This window comes from Flavobacterium sp. W22_SRS_FK3 (genome assembly GCF_052113665.1).
In the GTDB taxonomy this organism is placed as follows: Bacteria; Bacteroidota; Bacteroidia; order Flavobacteriales; family Flavobacteriaceae; genus Flavobacterium.
Window position 1 is genome coordinate 23,177 of sequence record NZ_JBGQOF010000024.1, and the last position, 23,653, is coordinate 46,829.

Genomic DNA, 23,653 nt, shown 5'->3' on the forward strand with positions numbered 1-23,653 from the left:
GTACAAAGGCGCAAAGAAAGAAAACTATTGTTTCTCTACTTTGCGCCTTTATTTAAAAATTCAGATCGTTCCTATTCCAATTCTAAAACCATTGCTGATTTTGGTTCTAAAGAAATTTCAGAAGAAAGATCAACTGTTTTTCCAGTCAAAACATCTCTCCCTGATTTGAAGTTTTTAATGTTTTCTTTAAAACGATTTGTTTTCACAATCTGTTCTTTAGCATTGTTATTGAAAACAACCATTACCGTTTTAGCATCAGTATACCTGAAATAAACATAGGTGTTGTTTTCCGGAATATAATGTGTCATTTTTCCGAAATGAACCGCTTCGTTCGATTTTCTCCAGTTGAATAATCTGGACGTAAAATCAAAAAATTTAGCTTGTTCTTCAGTTCTTCCTACAGCGGTAAAAGCATTATTGGTATCACCTTTCCATCCACCAGGAAAATCCTGCCGAATACCGGCATCACCATTTTTACCTTTGTCGCCTCCCATTCCAATTTCTGAACCGTAGTACAATTGTGGAATACCGCGAACAGTAGCGATTAAAGTCATTACTAATTTGTATTTTTTGAAATCGTATTTGTACTTATCGTTGATTCGATCTGTATCATGATTTTCGGCAAAAACCAAAATATTATTGGGGTTTGGATACAAATAGTCTAAAGCAAAATTGTTATAGAATTTAATCATTCCATTATCCCAATTCGCTTCGTCGTCATTAAATGCAGAGCCAATTTGATTGTGTAAAGTAAAGTCCATTACACTTGGCAAATTCGAATTGTAGTTTTCAATCGCGCCAATTTTACTGTCTTTTTGCCAAAACGCTAAATTAGCCTGATTGTGCATCCAGATTTCTCCCACAATATTAAAGTTTGGATATTCATTGGTAATTGCTTTTGCCCAATTGGCCATTGCCGTTTTGTCAGAGTAATTATAAGTATCAACTCTGAATCCATCAAGATTAGCAAATTCGATCCACCAGATTGCGTTTTGAGTCAGGTATTTTGCTACTAACGGATTTCGTAGATTTAAATCCGGCATAGAAGGTACAAACCATCCGTCTACGCAGACTTCCTGATCTGATTTTGAAGCGTGAATATCGGTGATTACTTCACGACGATGATGTGTTTGCGTATAATTTTCAAATTGATTAATCCATGATTTTGTTGGCAAATCCTGAATCATCCAATGTTTAATTCCCCAGTGATTGGTTACATAATCCATAACCAATTTCATGTTTTTTTTATGCATTTCTGCAGACAAACGAACATAATCTTCGTTCGTTCCGTAGCGGGCATCTATTTTGTAAACATCTGATTGTCCGTAACCATGATACGAATGTTGTTTGTCATTATCTTCGCATAAAGGGGTGCTCCAAATTGTGGTTGCACCTAAAGATGAAATGTAATCTAAATTTTTAATAATTCCTTCAATATCACCTCCGTGACGACCGCCAGGTTCAGCGCGATTTCCTTTTTCTGTTAAAATGGCATCGCTGTCGTTTTTCGTATTTCCATTTGCAAAACGATCTGGCATAATCAGGTAAATCATATCCGATGCATCGTAGCTTTTTCTGTCTGCCGAGTTGGCTCTTCTTTCTTTTAGCGCATATTTCTGTGTAAAAACAACTTTGTTTTTTACTTTAAAAGAGAAAAGGAGCTCAGATGCCGAAACATTTTTTGTGTCAATCGTAACAAAAAGGTAATTTGGATTTTCTGTTTTTTCTACATTTTTAATCACCACATTATTCGAAACTGAAGCTTCATATTGTGCGATATTTTTGCCGTAAAACATAATCTGCAGTTCCGGATTGTGCATTCCGGCATACCAAAATGGCGGTTCTACTTTCTGAATTTGCGCATTAACGGAAACCATACCAAATAAGTTAAACAAGAGTATTGTAAAGTACGAAAAGTTTCTCATAATATTGTTTTTTGTTTTCTGTCAGTTCGAGCAGAGTCGAGAAGTTTGAAGCATTTCGACTCCGGTCGATGTGACAAGAAGAATTCATTTTATCAAAAAAATTGTAAACCATCAAATTAATTTGCTGGGTGTATAATTCTGACCCCATAGAAACATAGAATTTTAAAACTTTAAGCCAGGCGTTTCACTTGTTTAAAAACGCATAACTTATTATGTTGAAGAAATTTGTTTCTTTTATTAGATTGTCATCTCTTCTAAATAAAATCTATCTTTCCAGGTATCAGATTTCCTTTTACAAAGTATGTCCGGAAGATTAAGTTTATCAAATTGAAAATTACTTATTCTCCATAATGCTAATCGCATATCCGCCACCTGGAGCCGACAATTGTGCTATTTTCGATTTACTAGTAACCGTCATTTTACGAATCGTGTAGGCCTGCGGATTTGTTTTATAATGAGCATCTTTTGCATCGGCATAAATTGTTGCTGTGTATTTTTTTCCTTTTTCTAAGAAATCCAATTTAATATTTGAAGTGCGGGGTGTTTCTCCATTTACATTTCCAATAAACCAATTGTTAGTTCCTTTTGCTTTACGGGCAACCGTGATGTAACTTCCAGGTTCTGCTTCTAAATAAATACTGTTTTCCCAATCTACCGCAACATCTTTTATAAACTGAAAAGCATCTGGAAACTGGCTGTAATGCTCAATTAAATCAGCTGCCATTTGCAACGGGCTGTACATCGTAACATATAAAGCCAATTGATTGGCAATCGTACTGTTGACGTGTGAATTATTTTCCGGATTTAATTTACTGATATTCATTTCAAAGATTCCAGGTGTGTAATCCATTGGCCCGCCAATTAAACGTGTAAAGGGTAAAACGGTAACGTGATTGGGTTTAGAACCTCCAAAAGCCTGGTATTCTGTTCCTCTTGCTGCTTCGTTTCCAATTAAGTTAGGGTATGTTCTGGCAATTCCGGTTGGACGAACCGCTTCGTGCGCATTCACCATAATTTTATAATCAGCTGCTTTTTCAATGGCATATTGGTAATGGTTTACAATCCATTGGTCGTAATGATTTTCACCTCGAGGCAAAATATCACCAACATAACCGCTTTTTACAGCATCGTAACCATTGTCTTTCATAAACTGATATGCTTTGTCCATATGACGCTCATAATTACGCGTAGAAGCTGAAGTTTCATGGTGCATAATCATTTTTACGCCTTTTGATTTAGCATAATCACGAATTCCTTTTACATCAAAATCCGGGTATGGTGTTACAAAATCAAAAACATAATCTTTAGAATGTCCAAACCAATCTTCCCAGCCTTCGTTCCATCCTTCTACTAAAACAGCATCAAAACCATTTTTAGCAGCAAAGTCAATATATTCTTTTACGTGAGCTGTATTTGCACCGTGTTTTCCATTCGGTTTTGTTTTCGTGTAATCGGTAACTCCTAATTGTACCGCAGGTAATTCATCCGTATAGGCCCAAGAGCTTTTACCCGTAATCATTTCCCACCAAACACCCACGTATTTTACAGGTTTAATCCAGGAAGTATCTTCAATTTTGCATGGATCATTAAGATTGTATGTCATTTTTGAAGCTAAAATTTCTGTAGCATCATCACTAGCGATAATCGTTCTCCAAGGCGAATGGCTCGGCGCTTGAATATATCCTTTATCTCCGTTTGCATCTGGCGTTAACCAAGATTCGAAAATCATATTTTTATCGTCTAAATTTAAATGCATACACGAATAATTAATCAAAGCTGCTTCGTGTAAATTGATATAAATCCCATCAGCCGATTTCATCATTAACGAAGTTTGAACTCCTGTATCTGAAAAAGATTTTTGAGAAACATTTTCTGTGTATGCTTTCTCAGACAAACCTCTGATTTCGGATAATTTTGATTGTGTGTAATCATATTCTTGTGTGTCATAATCTCCCGGAATCCAAAAAGCAGTGTGATCTCCAGCCATTGCAAACTGTGTTCTTTCTTCTTTAATAACGAAGTAAACCAGGTTTTTTTGTTGTGGAAATTCATAGCGAAATCCTAAACCGTCGTCAAAAAGACGAAAACGGATTACAATTTGTCTGTCGGTACTTTTTTGGTTCAAAGTCACCGCCAGTTCGTTATAATGATTGCGAATTTGAGATACTTCTCCCCAAACCGGTTTCCATGTTTCATCAAAAGTAGAAGTCTTTGTATCAGCAACAGTAAAATCATTCAATAAAGACTTTTTATCATTTTTAAGTTCCAAACCTAGTTTGCTGGTTTTGATAACGTCTTTGTTTTTATATTTTAAGCTGTACGTTGGCGTTCCGTCATTTTGAAGCGCAAATTCCATTACGAATTTACCTTCAGGTGATTTTAATTGTTGTGCTTGTGCTAAGGTGCTAAAAGCAAAAAGAATCAAGCTTGCAAAAAATAATTTTTTCATTGTACTAGTTTTTAAAAGTGGAACACAGATGTCAAAAATCACATTTTTGTTATTTCGGCCTTTTGGGAGAAATTACAAGATTGTCAAATCTGTATTTGTGTTTAATAATTTTATGCTGTTGCCAATTTTGTGGCCATAATAGGTTTCCCATTTACTATAATCGATAAATCCTGATCGCTGTCTACCGTAAAAGTAGTTTCATTATGATTAACAGAAACCTTTAAAATTTGATTTCTGAAATTGATTTTAAATGAATATCCGTCCCATTCTTTTGGAATTTTTGGAGAAAAATGAAGCTGATCATTTTTAACCCGCATTCCGCCAAAACCTTCTACGATACTCATCCAGGTTCCCGCCATCGAAGTGATGTGACAGCCTTCTTCGACTTCTTTATTGTAATCATCTAAATCTAAACGAGAAGTTCTTAAATAAAATGTATAGGCCATATCCATCTTATCTAATTTGGCAGCCTGAATCGAGTGTACACAAGGCGAAAGCGAGCTTTCATGAACGGTAAACGACTCATAAAATTCGAAATTGCGCTGTAATTCTTCTTTTGAAAAATGATCTTCAAAGAAATAAAAGCCCTGCAATACATCGGCTTGTTTAATATAAGGTGAACGCAAAACGCGATCCCACGACCATTTTTGATTAATTGGCCTTTGTGATTTGTCTAAATCTTTAACCTGAACTAAATCTTTGTCTAAAAAACCGTCTTGCTGCAAATAGATCCCTAACTCCTTAGAGGTTGGGAAATACATATTATCTGCAACTTTTTTCCATTCTTTTATTTCTGCATCAGATAGATCTGTTTTTTCAATAATTCTGCAGAAATCGGAATCATATTCTACTTTAATTTTTTCAATTTGTTCTGCCGCATAATCAATACACCATTTTGCGATATAATTGGTATAGAAATTATTGTTTATATTATTCTCGTATTCGTTTGGACCTGTAACGCCCAAAATCACATATTGATTTTTGTCTTTAGAAAAAGAAGCTCTCTGGTGCCAGAAACGCGCAATCCCAATTAAAACTTCCAAACCTTTTTCAGGAATATAAGAGTAATCGCCTGTGTAGCGATAGTAGTTGAAAATAGCAAAAGCAATCGCTCCGTTTCTGTGAATTTCTTCGTGCGTGATTTCCCATTCGTTGTGGCATTCTTCTCCATTCATGGTTACCATTGGATACAATGCCGCACCATTTTTGAAACCTAAATTGTCTTTCGCATTTTCAATTGCTTTATCCAATTGGTTGTAACGATACGTTAATAAATTACGGGCTACCTGTTGATCTTTGGTCGCCATGTAAAACGGAATACAATATGCCTCGGTATCCCAATAAGTTGATCCTCCGTATTTTTCGCCTGTAAAACCTTTTGGACCAATGTTCAAACGTGAGTCTTTTCCGGAGTAGGTTTGGTTTAACTGGAAAATATTGAAACGAATTCCTTGTTGTGCTTTTACATCGCCGTCAATCGTAATATCTGACATTTCCCAGATCTTACTCCAGGCTTCAATCTGATTTTGAAGCAAAGTGTCATATCCTAACGCCAAGGCAGATTTGATTACTTTTTCGGCAGCAGCTAAAGTGTTTTCATGGTTTAAAGAAACAGTATAACCTCCAATTTTCTGAATCGATGAGGTTTGCCCTTTTGCGATAATGGTTCCGTATGTAAATTGTACTTTGTCAATAGTCGAGTCAATGGCAGAAGGCGAAATATTTACGTTTTCACCGTTGGCTAAAATCGTATTGTGCATAAAAGTTGTTACTTTAAAATGCGTTTTATACGTTTGTGCCGTTAGAAAAGCCTCACTGCTTGATTTTTTTACTTCTAATGGTTTCCAGAATTTTTCATCCCAATTGGCATCTTCATTGGTAACACCTGCGTCAATATACGGCTTGTAAACAATTTTTGCATCTTTGTTTAAAGGAGTAATATCATATTTGATGATTCCAATTTCATCCAAATCTAAAGAAAGAAAACGGCGTACGTTTACGGCAATTTCAGTTCCGTTTTTCAGCGTAACCTCAAAAGAGCGGTTATACCAGCCTTCTTTCATATTTAACTCTCTGCGAAAATTCCTGACTTCGGCACAAGTATTTAAATCAAGATTTTCTTCGTTGATTTCAATGTCAATTCCTATCCAGTTTGGAGCGTTTAATACTTTGGCAAAATATTTTGGATAGCCGTTTTTCCACCACCCTACTTTAGTTTTGTCCGGATAATAAATTCCGGCAATATAACTCCCCTGAAAAGTTTCTCCGGAGTAGGTTTCTTCAAAATTGGCACGCTGTCCCATAGCCCCATTTCCAAGGCTAAAAAGGCTTTCGGAAGATTTGACGCTTTCTGCATCAAATCCTTCTTCTATGATCGACCAGTTGTCTGGTTTTATATAATCCTGATTCATTTCTTAAATTAGATAATGTGGCAATTAGGTAATTAGATAATATGTCAATGAGAAAATGAGATAATTACTTATTTTTGACTCTTTCTAATTTGATCCTACCGTCAATTGCTCGTTGTTTTTTTACTATTACTTTTCTTAATTAGTTACTTTATATATTTTTAAACTATCTAATTGATTTATTGAAACGCGGTAATATATCATTTTCTAATTATCAAATAGACACATTGCCACATTCTGGACTAACCAATTAATTTCTCAATAAACGCTGTGTTTATTTGGTTAAAATCTTTAAAAATATAATCAGCTTCATGTAAAATTGTTTCCTCACCAATTCCCACACTTACCATTTCTGCTATGTTTGCGGCCTGAATTCCGGCAACAGAATCTTCAAATACGATTGCATTTTTGGGATCAATATGTACTAATTGAGCCGCTTTTAAGAAAACTTCTGGATCCGGTTTGGCATTGGTAACATCATTTCCGTCAACAATAACATCGAAATACGAAAGAATTCCTGTTTTTTCAAGAATTGGTCTTGCATTTTTACTCGCCGAACCCAACGCAATTCCCTGATTTTTTTCTTTTAATAGCTGTAGAATTTTAAAAACTCCGGGAAGAATCTCACTTTCATCCATGTCAACTAAATAAGATAAGTAATCTTCATTTTTTTGAATCAGCCATTTATCTTTGTCTTCCTGCGAAGCCTGAAGATTTCCCAATTCAAGAATTATGTCTAATGAACGTATGCGGCTTACTCCTTTAAGTAATTCGTTGTGTTCGTGTGTAAAATTTATGTTTAGCGCCTGTGCGATTTTCTGCCAGGCCAAAAAGTGATATTTGGCTGTATCAACGATGACTCCGTCAAGGTCGAAGATGAATGCTTTTTTCATTATAAGGACATTCTTATTTATGATTTTTGAATAGTGTCGTCTACATCTTTTACTTTGTAGACCAAAACAGCAGCAATTAAAAAACTGACTCCGCTGGTAATTAAGGCATAAATTGCATCGCCATTGTAAAGGTATTTTACAATTGGTCCTCCAATAAGTGCGTTTACAATTTGTGGGATAACTACAAAAAAGTTGAAAATCCCCATATAAACGCCCATTTTTTTAGGAGCAATTGAACCTGCAAGAATGGCGTATGGCATTGCTAAAATGCTGGCCCAGGCAACTCCAATTAAAATCATTGGCAGTACGACCCAATTTTCATCAGGCATAAAATAAATAGAAATTAAACCAATTCCTCCGATAATCAACGATAAGGAATGGGTTGATTTTCTACCGATTTTCTTTGCGATGTAAGGCAGAAAGAATAATGCAATTATGGCAGAAACTAAATTATAAACACCAAATAAAATTCCGACCCAGTCACCCGCATCCTGATATTGCTGACTTGAAGTATCATTTAAAGGCAACCCGTAAATATGATGAGCGATGGCAGGGGTTGTAAAAACCCACATTCCAAATAATCCGAACCATGAAAAAAATTGAACCCAGCTCAACTGACGCATAGTGGTTGGCATTTTAGCAAAATCGGTAAAAATATCGGTAAGTTTTGATTTTTCTTCAGATGGAACATCGACTTCACTTTGAGGATCTTGAAAATTAGTCAATTCTTCAGGTGAATATTCTTTGGTTGTAAATAATGTTACCAGAATTGATCCAATTAAAACTGCAGCTCCAATAATAAATGATAAAGTCAGGTTTAATGGGACACTTCCGGGAGCAGCACTATTTGAAATATGAAACCAATTTGTTAAAACGTAAGGCAAGGCAGAACCAATTACAGCTCCAAAACCAATTAAAGAAGTCTGGATACTGAAGCCTGCGGTACGCTGATCTGTTCTTAAATTATCCCCAACCAAAGCACGAAATGGTTCCATAGCAATGTTGAAAGAGGCATCCATGATCATTAACATTCCGGCTCCGACCCATAAAGCGGGTAAAACTGAAATGAAAATATTGGCTTGTGGCATTAAAATTAATCCTACCGAAGCCAGGATTGCACCAACCAGAAAAAAGGGTTTCCTTCTACCGAATCGTCCCCATGTTTTATCACTGTAATGGCCAATAACAGGCTGCACTATTAATCCCATGAGGGGAGCAATAATCCAAAACCATGAAAGTTCATGTATGTCCGCACCAAAAATTTGAAGAATTCTGCTGGCATTTGCATTCTGAAGTGCAAATCCCATCTGTATTCCCAAGAAACCGAAACTCATGTTCCAAATTTCCCAGAAACTTAATTTACGCTTTTCCATTATCGTAATTAAAAAATTAATTAGACGATAAGCGCTTTGCTTATCAAAACTTACTGTTTTTTTCGAAGTAAAAGTAAAAGCTTTGACGGGCGTAAAAGTAATATTTATTTTTAGATATATGCTAAAAAAAAAGCCATAAAAATCATTTACGGCTTCAGAATAGGTTGATTTTAAGAAAATTAGTCCGTAGATTCTCTTTTTATGAGATGTGTTTCAATCACTTCTGTAGTGTAGTTTTCGTTTTCTTCTTCGTCATCATCGTGTTCGGCTTCGAGTCTTTCGATCAGCATTTTAGCTGCTTTATTGCCCATTTTTTTTCCGCTCTGACTCACTGTTGTAATGGTTGGTGTAGAATATTTGGAGATAATACCGTCAGTAAAAGCAATTACTGCGAGATCTTCGGGAACTTTAAGTCCCATTTTGTTTGCTGTTTTGATAATAGTTACCGCAAAAAGTTCATTTACTGCAAAAACGGCGTCAAAAGCTCTGTCATGCAGTAATTCACTAATTGTAATTTCACACGTATCTACATCTTCAATTTTGATGATCAAATCTTCATTAAAAGGCAGTCCGTTATCTAACAAGGCTTTTTCGTAACCGTCTGTTCGTAGTTTTCCAACACTTACATAATCTACTGTTGTTACGAGTGCGATTTTTTTTCGGCCATTATCAATTAAACTCTGAACAGCTTCATAAGCAGCAGCCTTATCGTCAATAATTACTTTATCACACAAAATATCATTGGTTACACGGTCAAACATTACTACTGGCATTCCCTGATTGATAACTTCGGTAATATGATGAAAATCACCTTTGAATTGGGTTTCCTTAGAAAGGGACATGATAAACCCATCAATGCTTCCATTGGCTAACATTTCCATATTCAGCACTTCTTTGTCAAAAGAGTCCCCAGATAAACAGATCACAACACTATAACCGTTTTCATTGGCAACCTGTTCAATTCCGTCAATTACAGTAGAGAAAAAATAATGTACAATTTCCGGAATGATAATACCAATACTTTTGGTCTTTCGATTTTTTAGACTAAGTGCAATATTATTGGGTTTGTAGTTGTAAAATTTAGCGAATGCCTGCACTTTTAATCTGGTTTCTTCGCCAATTTCAGAGCTGTTTCGCAATGATTTTGAGACCGTTGAAATAGACACATCCAGCTCTTTTGCAATCTGTTTTAGGGTTACTTTTCGCTTCATGATGATAATTTAGAAAAAATGTTATTAATAATAAAGGTATGTTTAATTTTATAAAATGATAATTTATCCTTAAAAAACCGACATAAAATATAAAGTTGTCAACACTACCACGTTTTCGTAAACCAATTAAAAGTGTCTTGTGTTGAGCATGTTAATTAATTCCTAATTTTGAAATTCGAAGTAAAATTAAAAGCTTAACTAACAATCACTAACTCAAACTAATTTAAACAAAAAGTATGAAAACAATTTCGAAAAAGTTGTTATTTTTATTCCTGCTGTTGCCGTTTGCGATGCTTGCTCAGAGCACTTTAAAAGGTACAGTTGTCGATAAAGCGACAGGACAACCAATTCCGGGAGTAAATATTAATGTGCAAGGTGCTCCGGGAGGAACATCTACCGGTTTTGACGGTAATTTTGAACTGTCTAATGTAAAAAACGGAAACAAAATTAATGTTTCTTTTATTGGATACAAAACCGCAACCGTTGATTATAACGGACAAAAAACAATAAACGTTTCATTAGAAGAAGACACGAACCAGCTTAAAGAAGTTGTGGTTCAGGTAGGTTACGGTACCGTTAAGAAAAAAGATGCTACCGGATCTGTTTCTCAAATCTCTTCAAAAGAATTCAATAAAGGAATTAACGTAACGCCAGAATCTTTAATTAGCGGCCGTATTTCGGGTGTTAATGTAACTGGAGGAGGAGCTCCGGGAGCAAAAGCAGATATCAGAATCCGTGGAGGATCTTCGTTAAATGCTTCTAATGAGCCTTTAATTGTATTAGATGGTCTTCCGTTAAGTAATGCGGTTCCAAGTGGCTCTACAAGCATCTTGTCTACAATTGACCCTAATGATATTGAATCTTTTACGGTTCTTAAAGATGCTTCTGCCGCTGCAATCTACGGATCCAGAGCAGCAAATGGTGTTATTGTTATTACAACTAAAAAAGGGACAAAAGGTGGTGTAAAAGTTAATTTCAGCTCTCAGGTTGGCATTAATACAGTAGCTAATACAGTTGATGTAATGAGTGCAGATCAGTTTCGTGAATTGGTAAACACAAAAGGTACTGCAGCTCAACAAGCATTATTAGGTAATGCAAATACAAACTGGCAAGATGAAATTTTCCATACAGCCTTGACAACAAACAATAATCTCTCTGTTAGTGGTTCATTATTTAACAAGCTTCCTGTAAGATTATCTGTTGGAAATGTTGATAACCCAGGAATTCTAAGAAACACATCTTTTGAAAGAACTACGACATCGTTATCGTTAAATCCTGTTTTATTAGATAACCATTTAAAAATTGACATTAGCGGAAACTTATCTTTTGGTAAAAACCAATTTCAGGACGAAGGTGCAGTTATTGGAAGCGCTATCGGATTTGATCCAACGCAGCCCGTTTATGAAGCAGGCTCCCGTTACGGAGGTTATTTCGAATGGTTAGAACCCACCGGAAATTTGCCACTATTGCCGGCAAGAAATCCTGTTGCAAGATTAAACCAAGATGAAAGAAGAGCAACTTCAACCAGAAAATGGGGGAATGTTAGAGTAGATTATAAACTTCATTTCTTTGAAGATTTAAGAGCTGTTGTAGAAGCAGGTATTGATAGATTTGACAGTAGTGGATATACAGAAGTAAGTACTCAAAGTGCTTTAGGATATCAGCCAAAAGCATTTAGTGATCCTGATTATGTGAATTTAGGAAATTATTCCAGCTACACAGATATGCTTCAAAACAAAAACTTAAATGCTTATTTTAATTATACTAAAGATTTAGGAAAACTTAAAATTGATGCAACAGCAGGTTATAACTACCAATTGTTTCAAAAAGAAAAATATTCATCTGGTGAAACAAGACAGCCAAATCCTAATGAGGATGTAGCCACAGATCCGGATGTTAATTTACAATCTTTCTTTGGACGTTTGAATTTAGGGTTTGACAGCAGATATTTATTGACTTTAAATTATAGAAGAGACGGAACTTCGCGTTTCTCTGAAGATAACAGATGGGGGAATTTTGCAGGAGGTGCCTTTGCATGGAATGTATCTGAAGAAGATTTCTTAAAAGATAATGCTACTTTTTCAACACTAAAATTAAGAGTTGGGTATGGTACAACAGGTCAGCAGGATATTTCTGCTCAATACGATTATTTACGAAGAGTAACTATAGGAACAATAAATTCTCAGTATGTTTTTGGCAATACAATTTATGCCACTGCGAGACCAGAAGGATATAATGAAAATATCAAATGGGAAGAATTGGCGGAGATGAACGTGGGTGTTGATTACGGATTCTTCAACAATAGAATTACAGGATCTATTAATTATTTTGATAAAAAATCAACAGATTTATTAGCAGATATTGCTGTTCCTGATGGTGCTAACCTTAGAAATCAGGGCTTCTTTAATATTGGTAGTGTCAGAACAAAAGGGGTTGAGTTTAGTATTGCTTCTGACATTGTTAAAAATGATAATCTGACTTGGAATGTAGCTTTTAATACCACTTACATTGATCAAAATATTTCTGAATTAGGAATTACAGTTCCAGGTTTTCAAGGTTACTTAGCCGGAGATAATATTGCTGGTGGAAATGGAAATAAAATCCTGATCAATTCGGTAGGATATGCACCAAATTCTTTCTTTGTTTATGAGCAATTATATGATGCGAACAAGAAACCAATTGCAGGAGCGTATGCTGATAGAAACGGAGATGGCAAAATTGATGCGGGTGACCGTTACAGAGCAGGCAAAACGGCACCAGACTATACTTTCGGTTTGTTTTCTACTCTAAACTACAAAAATTTTGATTTTACAATGAACTGGAGAGCAAGTCTAGGAAACAAAATTTTTGATAACGTAAGTTCTAATTTAGGCTACTCTGATGCCGGATTAAGAAGACAAACAGATTTATCTAACGTAAGTTCAGATTACTATAATACCGGATTTACTTTTGAAGATAATGGAACATCACGTTATTTATCTGATTACTTTGTAAAAGATGCTTCTTTTATCAAATTAGATAATGTTACACTTGGATACACTTTTGACAAAACAATCATAAAAGCTGCTTCTTTAAGATTTACAGCCGGTGTTCAAAATATTTTCATTCTTACAAAATATGACGGTTTAGATCCTGAAAAATTCAACGGAATTGATAATAATGTATATCCAAGAGCAAGAACATTCTTGTTTGGAGTAAATGCGAATTTCTAATAAGAGACTGAAATCAAAAATTTAAAAACAAACAAAATGAAAATATCATTTAAATATATATCTTATTTTTTCCTATTCGTTTTAGGATTAAGTATGACGCTTACATCGTGTACGGACGATTTAAACGTGACCCCAAAAGACGATGATGAATTTTTATCTGAAACTTTTTTTCAGGACCCGGCATCTTACAAACAAGTATTGGCTAAATTATACGCTGGTTTGTATGTAGGAGGAAATGATGGTGATGGTGATGCTTCACAACCAGGGAAAAACCCTGATATTGCAGGACTTGGAGGTGACTTTAGCAGTTACCTAAGGTTACTTTTTGTTACACAGGAGTTTTCTACAGATGAAGCAATTATTGCCTGGGCAGATGGTACTTTGCCAACATTAAACAGTCAAACCTGGGCTCCTGCTAATGAATTTTTAGAAGGAACATTCTCCAGAGCATTCTATCATATTAGTGTTGCCAATGAATTTTTAAGACAAACTACTGATGAAAAACTTGATGCAAGAGATGTTGATGCAAATTTGAAAGCTGAAATTGCTACGTTTAGAGCTGAGGCCCGTTTCTTAAGAGCTTTTTCATACTATAACTTAATGGATTTATTTGGAAATGTGCCAATTACTACAGAGAACGACCCTGTCGGCTTCTTTTATCCGGTACAAAAATCAAGAGCAGAAGTTTTTGCTTTTATAGAATCTGAATTGAAAGACTTAGACAATAGCTTAGCGCCTTCAAAACAAAATGAATATGGAAGAGTTGATAAAACGGCTGCTAAATTTTTATTAGCACAGATTTATTTAAATTCTAAAGTATATACGGGTGTAGAAAGAAATAATGATGCAGCGACATTATGTAGTGAAGTTATTAATTCAGGATATACTTTTGCAAATGTTCCTTACCGTTATTTATTCTCTGCAGATAATAATAGAAATGGAGCTCAGTCTGAATTTATTTTCCCAATCGTTGGAGACGGAAATGCGATTAGAGCAACAGGTGGAGGAATGAGTTTTATTATGCATGCTTCTATTGGAGGCAGTATGGATGCCGCTTCCAGAGGTATGGATGGTGGATGGCAGGGAATCAGAACCCGTAGAGAGTTTGTGAACCTTTTCCCAGACGAAACTGCAACTGGAGACAAAAGAGGTACATTCTATACGAATGGTCAATCTAAAGACATTAATAATGTAGGGACTTTTACAGATGGATATGCTGTAACAAAATACATTAATAAAAATGCAGATGGTTCTGCAGCTCAAAGAAACGATATTCCGGATATCGATTTCCCTATGTTTAGATTAACAGATGCTTATTTGATGTATGCCGAAGCAACTCTTAGAGGGGCTAGTACAGGAAATCTAAATACAGCTTTAGGTTATATAAACCAAATCAGAAACAGAGCAAATGCCCAAACAATTACACTTCCTGAGTTAACACTTGATTTTATTTTGGATGAAAGAGGAAGAGAATTGTTTTGGGAATGTCACCGAAGAACTGATTTGATTCGTTTTGGAAAATTTACAGGCGGATCAAAAATCTGGCAATGGAAAGGAGGTTCTGTAAACGGTAATGCTACAGAGTCATACCGAGATTTAATGCCAATTCCTGCAAGAAATATTCAGGCAAATCCAACATTAAAGCAGAATCCATTATACTAATATCTTATAAAATATTAAAATGAAAAATATATATAAAATTTTAATCGCATTTATTGGAGTATGGATGGTTTCATGTAATGCTGATGATGTAGAAAACAGACCGGTTATTGAGACAGAAATAGCACCTGTATTAGTAACACCACAAGCTGGTTTTAGTATTGTACTTTCAAAAGAAACAGAGAAAGAAGTTGCTACAACAGTAACGTGGGAAAAAGCAACTTATAACGGAATTCAAACAATTGTAAACTATACAATTCAAATTGCAAAAACGGGAACTAATTTTGCCAGCCCAATTACTGTATCTAGTACTACTGCAGTTTCAAAAGAATTAACTGTACAAGAATTAAATTCTGCACTGGTGAATGGTGGTTTTGTTGAAAAAGAAGTAAATGATGTTGATATTCGTATTAAGTCTGTTGTAGGAGCCAGTGGTCTTCCTCAATATTCTAACTTTTTTACGATTAAAGCTACTCCTTATCACATACCGTTAGCAAGTTCTCACTGGTTAGTTGGAGCTGCTACTCCAGGAGGATGGACATGGGCTGGTGATGCAGAAACTGAATTTCCTTTAATCATTGGAAAAACAAATATTTATCAGGTAACTATTGTTCTTAAGAGCGGTGAAGCTTTTAGAGAGTTTTTAGGAAACAATTTTACAAGTGATGGTAACTGGGATTCAAGTCATAACTATACTTATTATTCAGGATTGGGTTATACTATCGATTCAGAATTAGTAGATAATGCAGATGGTGATCACAATTTTAGATATACAGGACCAACTGGATCAAGAGTTCTAACAATTGATAACGCTGCAAAAAAAATAACATTAGATTAATTTTTAATGACATACTGAAAGGGCTATCTTAATGATAGCCTTTTTTTATCATACTAACTAACCCAACCACATTATGAAAAAAATTATACTATCACTATTCGTTTTTGTGTCAATACCTGTTTTTGCTCAGCAGCAAAATATCACCTACTCAGTAAGTCCCGTAACTTTTGAAGAAACAAACGCCATTACCATTACCATAAACGGAAGCAGTATTAATGAAGCAACCTGGGGAATTGCCTCAACTCACGAATTGTATTTATGGGCATGGGCGTTTGATACTAATGACACTACTTCAAAAGGAAATCCGGACAACGGTTTCTGGACAGCTTCAAGCCCGGCAAGTATTTTTACCTATAATACAGGAACAGATACCTATACCAAAACTATAACACCAACAACGTATTATAATGCAACCGGGATTGGAAGAATAGGGTTTCTTATTAAAACAAAAGACGGAACAGGAGATAAAAAATCACAGGATATTTTAGTCGAAGTAGGCACTTTTCAGGCAACGTTAACTACACCGTCCGAAAATAGCACAACAATTATAACTTCAGGTTCAAATTTTAATATAACTGCCACAAATACAAATGGTGCAGCCAGTTATGTTTTGAAATCAAATGGTAACACAATTAATACAAATACAAGTACAGCCAGTTATTCATTTAATCATACCAATATAACGGTTAATCAAAGTTATGAATTAACGATAGTTCAGGCTGAAACAACAATAGTTAAAAAGTTTTCAGTTGTTGTAAATCCGAATACGGTTTCTGAAGCAATGCAACAGGGTTTGATTGACGGAATTAATTATAACTCGGCAGATGTTTCAAAAGCGACTTTGGTTCTGGATGCGCCATTAAAAGATTTTGTTTACGTTGCCGGAAGTTTTAATAACTGGAATCCAACTTCGGCCTATGCCATGAAAAAAGATCCTGCTTCAGGAAAATTTTGGTTAGAAATATCAGGCTTGATTGCTGGCGAGAATAATACGTATCAATATTGGGTGGTTGATGCTACGCCACTTGCAAATTCGCCTTCATTGGTAAAAACGGCAGATCCGTATTCAACTTTGGTTTTGTCACCTTATGATGATGCTGGAATTCCGTCGGCTTCTTATCCGAATATGCCGGTTTATCCAACAGGACAAAATTTTGAAGTAACCGTTTTAAAAACGGGTCAGACTCCTTACAATTGGCAGGTTAACAATTTTACAAAACCTGAAAAAGATAAATTAGTTGTTTATGAAGTTTTGGTTCGCGATTTTGATGCTTCCAGAAATTACCAAAGTTTAATTGACAGAATCGATTATTTTAAAAATCTTAAAATAAATGCTATCGAATTAATGCCTGTAATGGAGTTTGAAGGCAACGAAAGTTGGGGATATAATACTTCTTTCCATATGGCTTTGGATAAATTTTACGGAAGTTCGGATAAGTTGAAAGAACTGATCGATTTGTGTCATCAAAACGGAATTGCAGTTATTCTGGATGTGGCCTTAAATCATGCTTTCGGAAGAAATCCAATGGTAAGAATGTGGATGAACGATCCTGACGGAGACGGTTTTGGATCTCCAACTACAGAAAACCCATATTTCAATACAGTTGCAATGCATAGTTATAGCGTTGGCGAAGATTTTAATCATCAATCTGCAAGGACTCAGAATTATGTTAAACGCGTAATCAAACAATGGGTTGAAGAATATAAAATTGACGGTTTTCGTTGGGATTTAACCAAAGGATTTACTCAAAATTGCACGGCTTCAGATGAAACCTGTACGAATGCTTATCAGCAGGACCGCGTAGATGTATTAAAAGCATATGCTGATTATTCTTGGAATTTAGATCCTACTCATTATACAATCTTCGAACATTTAGGCACTGATTTGGAAGAACAGCAATGGGCAAATTATAAAATCACCGAATCTCCAAGCAAAGGAATTATGATGTGGGGTAATATGAACGCTGCTTATAATGAGTTGTCTATGGGATATACGGGTAATATTTCGAGAATGACGAGTTCAAGTCGCGGTTTTACTTCAAACCGTTTGATGGGTTATGCAGAAAGTCATGACGAAGAACGTCTGATGTATAAAAATATCCAGTACGGAAATTCGGCAAATGCATCTCACAATGTAAAATCATTAAGCACGGCTTTGTCCAGAATATCGGCTATTGGAGCAGTTTCATTATTAATTCCGGGACCAAAAATGATTTGGCATTTTGGCGATTTAGGCTGGGATTCTTCTATTTTTACTTGTAATAACGGAACCGTAAATGACGCCTCGGCAACCATTTCTGGAGATTGTAAATTAGACACAAAACCACAACCACAGTGGGCAGGAAACTGGCTGACAAATTCAGGCAGAAATAAAATTTATTATGACTGGGCAAAAATGATCACATTAAAAACCAAAGAACCGGTTTTTTCAGGAACTGCAACAATGGCAAATGCAAGTTCTTTGTATGCAAATATTAAAATTACAAATAGCAGCTTAGATTCAAGTCAACTCAAAGATGTATTGATTTTAGCCAACTTTAATGTAACGACACAAAACTTAGCAACAGGCTTTTCATATCCGGGAACCTGGTACAATTTGATGGACAACACCACCATAAATGTTACCGATGTGAATGCTGTGATGAGTATTCCGGCTGGAGAATTCAGAATTTACGGAAACAAACAAGCGAATTTGGCCATTGAAGATTTTGAAAAAGGAACTTCAGTGAGTTTATATCCAAATCCGGTTTCAAACTATTTCACATTAAATGTTGCTGCTGCAAAAGTTGAAGTTTATGCCATTACCGGTCAAATAGTAAAAAGTTTTACAACGAATGAAAATCCTGATTTTCAATTTGGTGTAAGCGATTTAAAATCGGGTTTATATATTGTAAAAGCATTAGAAGCTAATGGGAAAATACAAGTAGTGAAACTTATTAAAGAATAATCACACTATTTATATTTTGGTAGGTTAGTTAGAATGCGAAAGGGCTGTCTTTAAACCAAGACAGCCCTTTTATTTATAACATTAACTCACTTACTAAACCATGGAAAAATATTTTTTTGAATGTTTATAAAAAAACAAAATGTTTCCTGTTAGCCCCGATTGAAGTGAAAATCCTTTTGTGCCGGGGTTCGGCATAAAAGATTGTAACGAAAAGCGGGACGATGCTTGCTGAAAATACTTAATCTTTCTGCTTCAAAAATTAATAATCGAATTGAGGATGACAGATTGTTTTTTTATTAATCCTCTTTATCATATTCCCCAGTTAAAGAAAAATACCCAAAAGTTCCCAGACCCAATACAATTAATGGCGTCAGGATAAACAGAATGATAATTCCAAATACTAAATCCTCTTGTTGGTCTGATAAAAATTTTGGTAACCCAAATTCAAAAATGCAGAAATAAGCTGCAGCAATTGCAAATAAAATCCACACTACGCCTAATATTTTTTTAATTAGATTCATTTTTTTCTGATTAAAGATGAGTATTTTTATTTTTATTATCAATATAAATCATTCCAATTACAAAACAAACCGAAGCAATTACAATTGGATACCAAAGTCCGTCGAGATAAAAATCGGTTTTTCCGGAGCTTTTGGCATGCGTTACAAAATAAGTAGAAATAGCAGGAAGCAAACCGCCAAAAATTCCGTTTCCAACATGATAAGGCAATGACATTGAAGTATATCGAATTTTAACCGGAAACATTTCAACCAAAAAGGCTGCAATTGGCCCGTAAACCATCGTAACAAACAATACCTGAATGAATACAAAGAAAATCAAACTCCATTTGTCACTAGAATTAATAATGACTAATGAAGTAACCTGATCGTATTTTTTAGCGGTAAAATGCGTCTTTTTTTCAATTAAAACTGTACCGTCTGTAAATTCTTTATGAGTAGTATAAACAGCATCTTTGGCGGTATTTAATTCAACTGTAGTTTTTGTCTTTTCTGTAATTTCAGTTTTAAGACTGGTGTCAGTGGTGGTATACATTCCTTTGTAAATGGGTCTGTAAAGCAAAATTGCAAGTAGCATTCCGCCCATCATAATATATTTACGGCCAATTTTATCGCTTAGCCATCCAAATACAATAAAAAATGGAGTCCCTATCAATAGCGCAATTCCCAATAAACTATCAACTTGAGAGGAATCTATGTTCATTACGGTTTTCATGAAACTCATGGCGTAAAATTGTCCGGTATACCAAACAACCCCCTGCCCCATCGTTGCTCCAAATAAAGCAAGAAGTACAAATTTTAAATTGTAACGATTTCCAAAACTTTCTTTTAACGGACTTTTACTAGTAGTTCCCTCCTTTTTTGCTTTTGCAAATTCCGGAGACTCATCCATATTTTTTCGAATCAAATACGAAACACCAACCATTATTATTGAAACCCAAAATGGTACACGCCATCCCCAGGCATCAAAATCTTCAGCCGAAAGAATGTTTTTAGTAGCTAAAATTACCATTAACGAAATAAACAGTCCTACTGTCGCCGTTGTCTGAATCCAGGAAGTCCAGTAACCACGCTGCCCTGCAGGAGCATGTTCGGCAACATATGTTGCTGCTCCTCCATATTCTCCGCCTAATGCAAGACCCTGTAATAAACGTAAAATCAAAACCAATAAAGGTGCAAAAAAACCGATAGTTTCATAACTCGGAATACAGCCTATCAAAAAAGTAGAACCACCCATTAATAATAAGGTAGCCATAAAAGTATATTTACGACCAATAATATCTCCTAGTCTTCCGAAAAATAAAGCTCCGAAAGGGCGAACTACAAATCCTGCAGCAAAAGTCGCTAATGTCGATAAAAATGCTGCGGTAGGATTGTCGCTGGGGAAAAATTTTGTCGAAATTACAACGGCTAAACTTCCAAAAATGTAGAAATCATACCATTCAATCATAGTTCCCATAGAAGAGGCCGAAATCACTTTCCAAATGCCTTTTGTAGATGTATTATTCATAAACTGCAAATAATGTAATTAGTAATAAATAAATAAATAAAATATTTTTTTACGAATATAAAAGATATTTATTTATTTAACTGATACTTTTTTAACAAAAGCACATTAATTGTTTATTTTACACTTTAGACTAAAGGAAGCTTGTTTAACGAAAAGATTTCCAAAAAAATCGTGCAGATTTATTTTTTATGATTGATAGACCCAAATCTGCTTAAAAAATTTTTAAAATCTGAGTGAAACGAAATTCTTCTAATCACTTTAATCTATGGGGAAAAAAATTACACTCCGTCTTTTCAAAATTCAAAAAATCTTCGCAAATCTCCATAAAAACCTCTTAGGATCTCTACGGAATAACGCTTTATTGTCCTATCTTGCCACCGTTAAAAAACAAAAAAATATAATGAAACAGCAATGTGTAATTTTCGATATGGACGGTGTAATCTGCCACACCAATCCACATCATGCAAAGGCTTTTGAGGCATTTTTCGATAAATATGAAATTCCTCATTCAGAACAAGAGTTTGAAGAACATATGTACGGAAAACATAACGGTTATATCATGACGCATTTCTTTAAGCGTCCCATTACCGGAGAGGAACTTCTAAAACTGGAAGATGAAAAAGAAGGAATGTTTCGTGAAATCTATAAAGACAAAGTTGATACGATTCCGCATTATTTGAATTTTTTAAACGAATTGAAATCTCGTGGATTTAAAACTGCCGTTGCCACATCGGCGCCCCGTGCGAACTTGGATTTGATCGCCAATTTTCTGAAACTAGATGAAAAAATGGATTCTATGATGTCCAGCGAAGACGTAAAATTTCATAAACCCAATCCGGAAGTGTATTTAGAATCTGCCAGACGTGTTGGCGTTGCTCCATCGGATTGTGTTGTTTTCGAAGATTCTTTTTCGGGCGTTACAGCTGGATTAAATGCAGGAATGAAAGTGGTTGGCGTTTTGAGTACGCATACAAAAGAACAATTGCCACCTTGTAGTTTTTATATTAATGATTATAGTGAAGTGAATGTGGATAAGATTTTGGAGTTGTTAAACAGCTAAAATTTTTAAACCATATAAGAAATATAAGCTCAATTAAATAAAGGAACATAATTTGAATAGCCTTCAGTTTTTAACTGGAGGTTTTATATTGGTTTTGATTGACTATTCTTCCCAGAAGATTTTTTTATTGTGCTCAACTAAATACAAATAGATATTGCCTTCATCATCAATTTCTTTTTTCAAGTCAAAAACATATGATCCTTTAGATTCTTCATATCTATCTGTACCGCAATCGCTCCAGTCGAGTTGATACATTTTTTTATTTTTAACAATTCCAGTCATTTGTTCATATGGGATTCCACTATCAAAAGCAAATTCTCTAAAATCAATATATTCTGTTGAATTGCCATTTTTCAGATTTCCAATTAAAGTTCCAGCGATAATCAAGGAATCAATATCTTCTCCTGTTTTATTGTAGAACTTGACGTGTAGATTTTTATAGTTGACATAAAATGAAAGACCCATTATTATCAAAATAATAAAGATTATGATTTCTGTTTTTCTCTGTTTTGATAATTGCATTTTTCTAATCGAATATTAGTAGTTTCTTTTGTTTCTAGTTTTTCATCCCGAGGGAACAAGGAATGAAAAATATTGGGATTAATTTTCGATTTCGGCAAAAGGCCAATATCTAAAAGAATAAAGATTTTGATGAGAATGTCAAGTAATTTAGCTTCCAAGAAAAGTAGTAATCGAATTAACTAATTTTGGTAAAGTTTCCACTCCTTTTAATAAAAGATGTTTTATTACTTCTTTTTTGGCTACATCATAAACATCTCTGTATGTAATGGGATTGAATTTTCTAAGTTTCGCTAGAACTTTGGAAAATCGTTTAAATGCGATTCTTTTTGTCAATAATGGGATTTCATTTTTAAGTGAATTTGCTTCCTGGATGATCTCTTCTACATTATTATTATTCGGATGTTTCTCTTCTAAAAGATTAACTGTAGTCTCTAAAAAGGTATATAGAATAATTTGTTGATGGTTATCAAAGGGTTTTGTTTCAGCATCATCATCAATAATTACAAAATCTGAAAAAATTTCTTCTTCATTAAAACTAATAGAATTATAATCTGCTACAATACTAATCCATTCGTAGAAATATTCTACGATTTGATTTTTATTTGCTTCTCCTGAAAATGTACTTTCAGAATCAAGCCTGTCCGGTTTAAAATATGTAGGAAACAGCGTAGGCGCTCCTTTTGATTTTTTATCAGGAATACCAACGTGAAAATAAAAATCGTTGTGACTTATATCATGGAAATAATAAAGTTGTTGTGTCTCCAAAACCTTAACTATGTCAGAATAATCGGCTTCCAAATTTCTTAAGCTGAATAATATTTCCTGAATATCTTTTGCAACAATATAGATAAAGTCTTTTGGATTAGGTATTGCCATTTTAAATGCGATTAGATTATAAAAAAAAATTATCTTTTCTGTTTTTTCAAAAGTAAAAATAGAAAAGCTAGATGCTAAGGATCAAGACATATTGTTGTGGGGAAATATTAAAATCTAGATATTTGTATTTTAAAATTCCCCCCTAATGCAAGATTCTTTTATCGACCTTCTTAAGTTATTATTACCCGAGATAATAGTAGACTACTTTGAACTTACTTCTTATAAAAAGGAAGGCGAAACCCTACATCTTTA

General features: G+C 34.7%; 14 protein-coding genes and 1 pseudogene. 5 read left to right on the forward strand and 10 right to left on the reverse strand.

What is annotated here, in order from left to right; translation table 11 throughout:
* Positions 1-71: 71 nt before the first annotated feature.
* From ACEN2I_RS17545 to ACEN2I_RS17570, 6 genes are all read right to left on the reverse strand, one after another.
* The gene (locus tag ACEN2I_RS17545) at positions 72-1,925 is read right to left on the reverse strand and encodes a glycoside hydrolase family 13 protein (protein WP_441767403.1); all 1,854 of its coding nucleotides are present in this window, start codon (positions 1,923-1,925) and stop codon (positions 72-74) included.
* A gap of 334 nt (positions 1,926-2,259) precedes the next feature.
* The gene (locus ACEN2I_RS17550; RefSeq protein WP_441767404.1) at positions 2,260-4,374 is read right to left on the reverse strand and encodes a glycoside hydrolase family 97 protein; all 2,115 of its coding nucleotides are present in this window, start codon (positions 4,372-4,374) and stop codon (positions 2,260-2,262) included.
* Positions 4,375-4,484: 110 nt separating this feature from the next.
* Complete coding sequence (locus ACEN2I_RS17555) at positions 4,485-6,785, reverse strand: glycoside hydrolase family 65 protein (protein ID WP_441767405.1); 2,301 nt, start codon at positions 6,783-6,785, stop codon at positions 4,485-4,487.
* A gap of 239 nt (positions 6,786-7,024) precedes the next feature.
* On the reverse strand, positions 7,025-7,678 hold the full coding sequence (pgmB, locus tag ACEN2I_RS17560; protein WP_441767416.1) for a beta-phosphoglucomutase: 654 nt from the start codon (positions 7,676-7,678) through the stop codon (positions 7,025-7,027).
* Between the two features lie 14 nt (positions 7,679-7,692).
* A complete protein-coding gene (locus ACEN2I_RS17565) occupies positions 7,693-9,048 on the reverse strand; it encodes an MFS transporter (RefSeq protein ID WP_441767406.1) in 1,356 nt (451 codons plus the stop codon).
* Between the two features lie 179 nt (positions 9,049-9,227).
* Positions 9,228-10,259 carry a LacI family DNA-binding transcriptional regulator gene (locus tag ACEN2I_RS17570; protein WP_441767407.1) on the reverse strand — a complete coding sequence of 344 codons (1,032 nt, stop codon included), beginning with the start codon at positions 10,257-10,259 and terminating at the stop codon, positions 9,228-9,230.
* 236 nt (positions 10,260-10,495) lie between these two features.
* On the opposite strand from ACEN2I_RS17570, the gene ACEN2I_RS17575 reads away from it, so the two are divergent.
* From ACEN2I_RS17575 to ACEN2I_RS17590, 4 genes are all read left to right on the forward strand, one after another.
* Positions 10,496-13,471 carry a SusC/RagA family TonB-linked outer membrane protein gene (locus ACEN2I_RS17575; RefSeq protein ID WP_441767408.1) on the forward strand — a complete coding sequence of 992 codons (2,976 nt, stop codon included), beginning with the start codon at positions 10,496-10,498 and terminating at the stop codon, positions 13,469-13,471.
* Between the two features lie 36 nt (positions 13,472-13,507).
* Positions 13,508-15,133 carry a RagB/SusD family nutrient uptake outer membrane protein gene (locus tag ACEN2I_RS17580; protein WP_441767409.1) on the forward strand — a complete coding sequence of 542 codons (1,626 nt, stop codon included), beginning with the start codon at positions 13,508-13,510 and terminating at the stop codon, positions 15,131-15,133.
* 19 nt (positions 15,134-15,152) lie between these two features.
* A complete protein-coding gene (locus tag ACEN2I_RS17585) occupies positions 15,153-15,968 on the forward strand; it encodes a SusE domain-containing protein (RefSeq protein WP_441767410.1) in 816 nt (271 codons plus the stop codon).
* Between the two features lie 73 nt (positions 15,969-16,041).
* The gene (locus tag ACEN2I_RS17590; RefSeq protein WP_441767411.1) at positions 16,042-18,915 is read left to right on the forward strand and encodes an alpha-amylase family glycosyl hydrolase; all 2,874 of its coding nucleotides are present in this window, start codon (positions 16,042-16,044) and stop codon (positions 18,913-18,915) included.
* 296 nt (positions 18,916-19,211) lie between these two features.
* Here the strand turns inward: ACEN2I_RS17590 and ACEN2I_RS17595 are convergent, their stop codons facing one another.
* Both ACEN2I_RS17595 and ACEN2I_RS17600 read right to left on the reverse strand, forming a co-directional pair.
* A complete protein-coding gene (locus ACEN2I_RS17595; RefSeq protein WP_441767412.1) occupies positions 19,212-19,436 on the reverse strand; it encodes a DUF6814 family protein in 225 nt (74 codons plus the stop codon).
* 10 nt (positions 19,437-19,446) lie between these two features.
* Complete coding sequence (locus ACEN2I_RS17600; protein WP_441767413.1) at positions 19,447-20,943, reverse strand: MFS transporter; 1,497 nt, start codon at positions 20,941-20,943, stop codon at positions 19,447-19,449.
* Positions 20,944-21,343: 400 nt separating this feature from the next.
* Here ACEN2I_RS17600 and ACEN2I_RS17605 point away from each other — a divergent pair.
* Positions 21,344-21,871: pseudogene (locus ACEN2I_RS17605) on the forward strand (HAD family hydrolase); the annotation flags it as partial.
* Positions 21,872-22,105: 234 nt separating this feature from the next.
* Here the strand turns inward: ACEN2I_RS17605 and ACEN2I_RS17610 are convergent.
* Complete coding sequence (locus ACEN2I_RS17610) at positions 22,106-22,525, reverse strand: hypothetical protein (RefSeq protein ID WP_441767414.1); 420 nt, start codon at positions 22,523-22,525, stop codon at positions 22,106-22,108.
* A gap of 147 nt (positions 22,526-22,672) precedes the next feature.
* Positions 22,673-23,401, reverse strand: coding sequence for a hypothetical protein (locus ACEN2I_RS17615; RefSeq protein ID WP_441767415.1), 729 nt, complete (start codon positions 23,399-23,401; stop codon positions 22,673-22,675).
* Positions 23,402-23,653: the final 252 nt, after the last annotated feature.

Excerpts from the sequence above, each read along its gene's own strand:
- ACEN2I_RS17550 (WP_441767404.1), bottom strand. The coding sequence starts at position 4,374 with ATGAAAAAATTATTTTTTGCAAGCTTGATTCTTTTTGCTTTTAGCACC.
- ACEN2I_RS17545 (WP_441767403.1), bottom strand. The coding sequence starts at position 1,925 with ATGAGAAACTTTTCGTACTTTACAATACTCTTGTTTAACTTATTTGGT.
- ACEN2I_RS17570 (WP_441767407.1), bottom strand. The coding sequence starts at position 10,259 with ATGAAGCGAAAAGTAACCCTAAAACAGATTGCAAAAGAGCTGGATGTG.
- ACEN2I_RS17565 (WP_441767406.1), bottom strand. The coding sequence starts at position 9,048 with ATGGAAAAGCGTAAATTAAGTTTCTGGGAAATTTGGAACATGAGTTTC.
- ACEN2I_RS17615 (WP_441767415.1), bottom strand. The coding sequence starts at position 23,401 with ATGGCAATACCTAATCCAAAAGACTTTATCTATATTGTTGCAAAAGAT.
- ACEN2I_RS17610 (WP_441767414.1), bottom strand. The coding sequence starts at position 22,525 with ATGCAATTATCAAAACAGAGAAAAACAGAAATCATAATCTTTATTATT.
- ACEN2I_RS17575 (WP_441767408.1), top strand. The coding sequence starts at position 10,496 with ATGAAAACAATTTCGAAAAAGTTGTTATTTTTATTCCTGCTGTTGCCG.
- ACEN2I_RS17590 (WP_441767411.1), top strand. The coding sequence starts at position 16,042 with ATGAAAAAAATTATACTATCACTATTCGTTTTTGTGTCAATACCTGTT.
- ACEN2I_RS17585 (WP_441767410.1), top strand. The coding sequence starts at position 15,153 with ATGAAAAATATATATAAAATTTTAATCGCATTTATTGGAGTATGGATG.
- ACEN2I_RS17555 (WP_441767405.1), bottom strand. The coding sequence starts at position 6,785 with ATGAATCAGGATTATATAAAACCAGACAACTGGTCGATCATAGAAGAA.
- ACEN2I_RS17595 (WP_441767412.1), bottom strand. The coding sequence starts at position 19,436 with ATGAATCTAATTAAAAAAATATTAGGCGTAGTGTGGATTTTATTTGCA.
- ACEN2I_RS17600 (WP_441767413.1), bottom strand. The coding sequence starts at position 20,943 with ATGAATAATACATCTACAAAAGGCATTTGGAAAGTGATTTCGGCCTCT.
- ACEN2I_RS17580 (WP_441767409.1), top strand. The coding sequence starts at position 13,508 with ATGAAAATATCATTTAAATATATATCTTATTTTTTCCTATTCGTTTTA.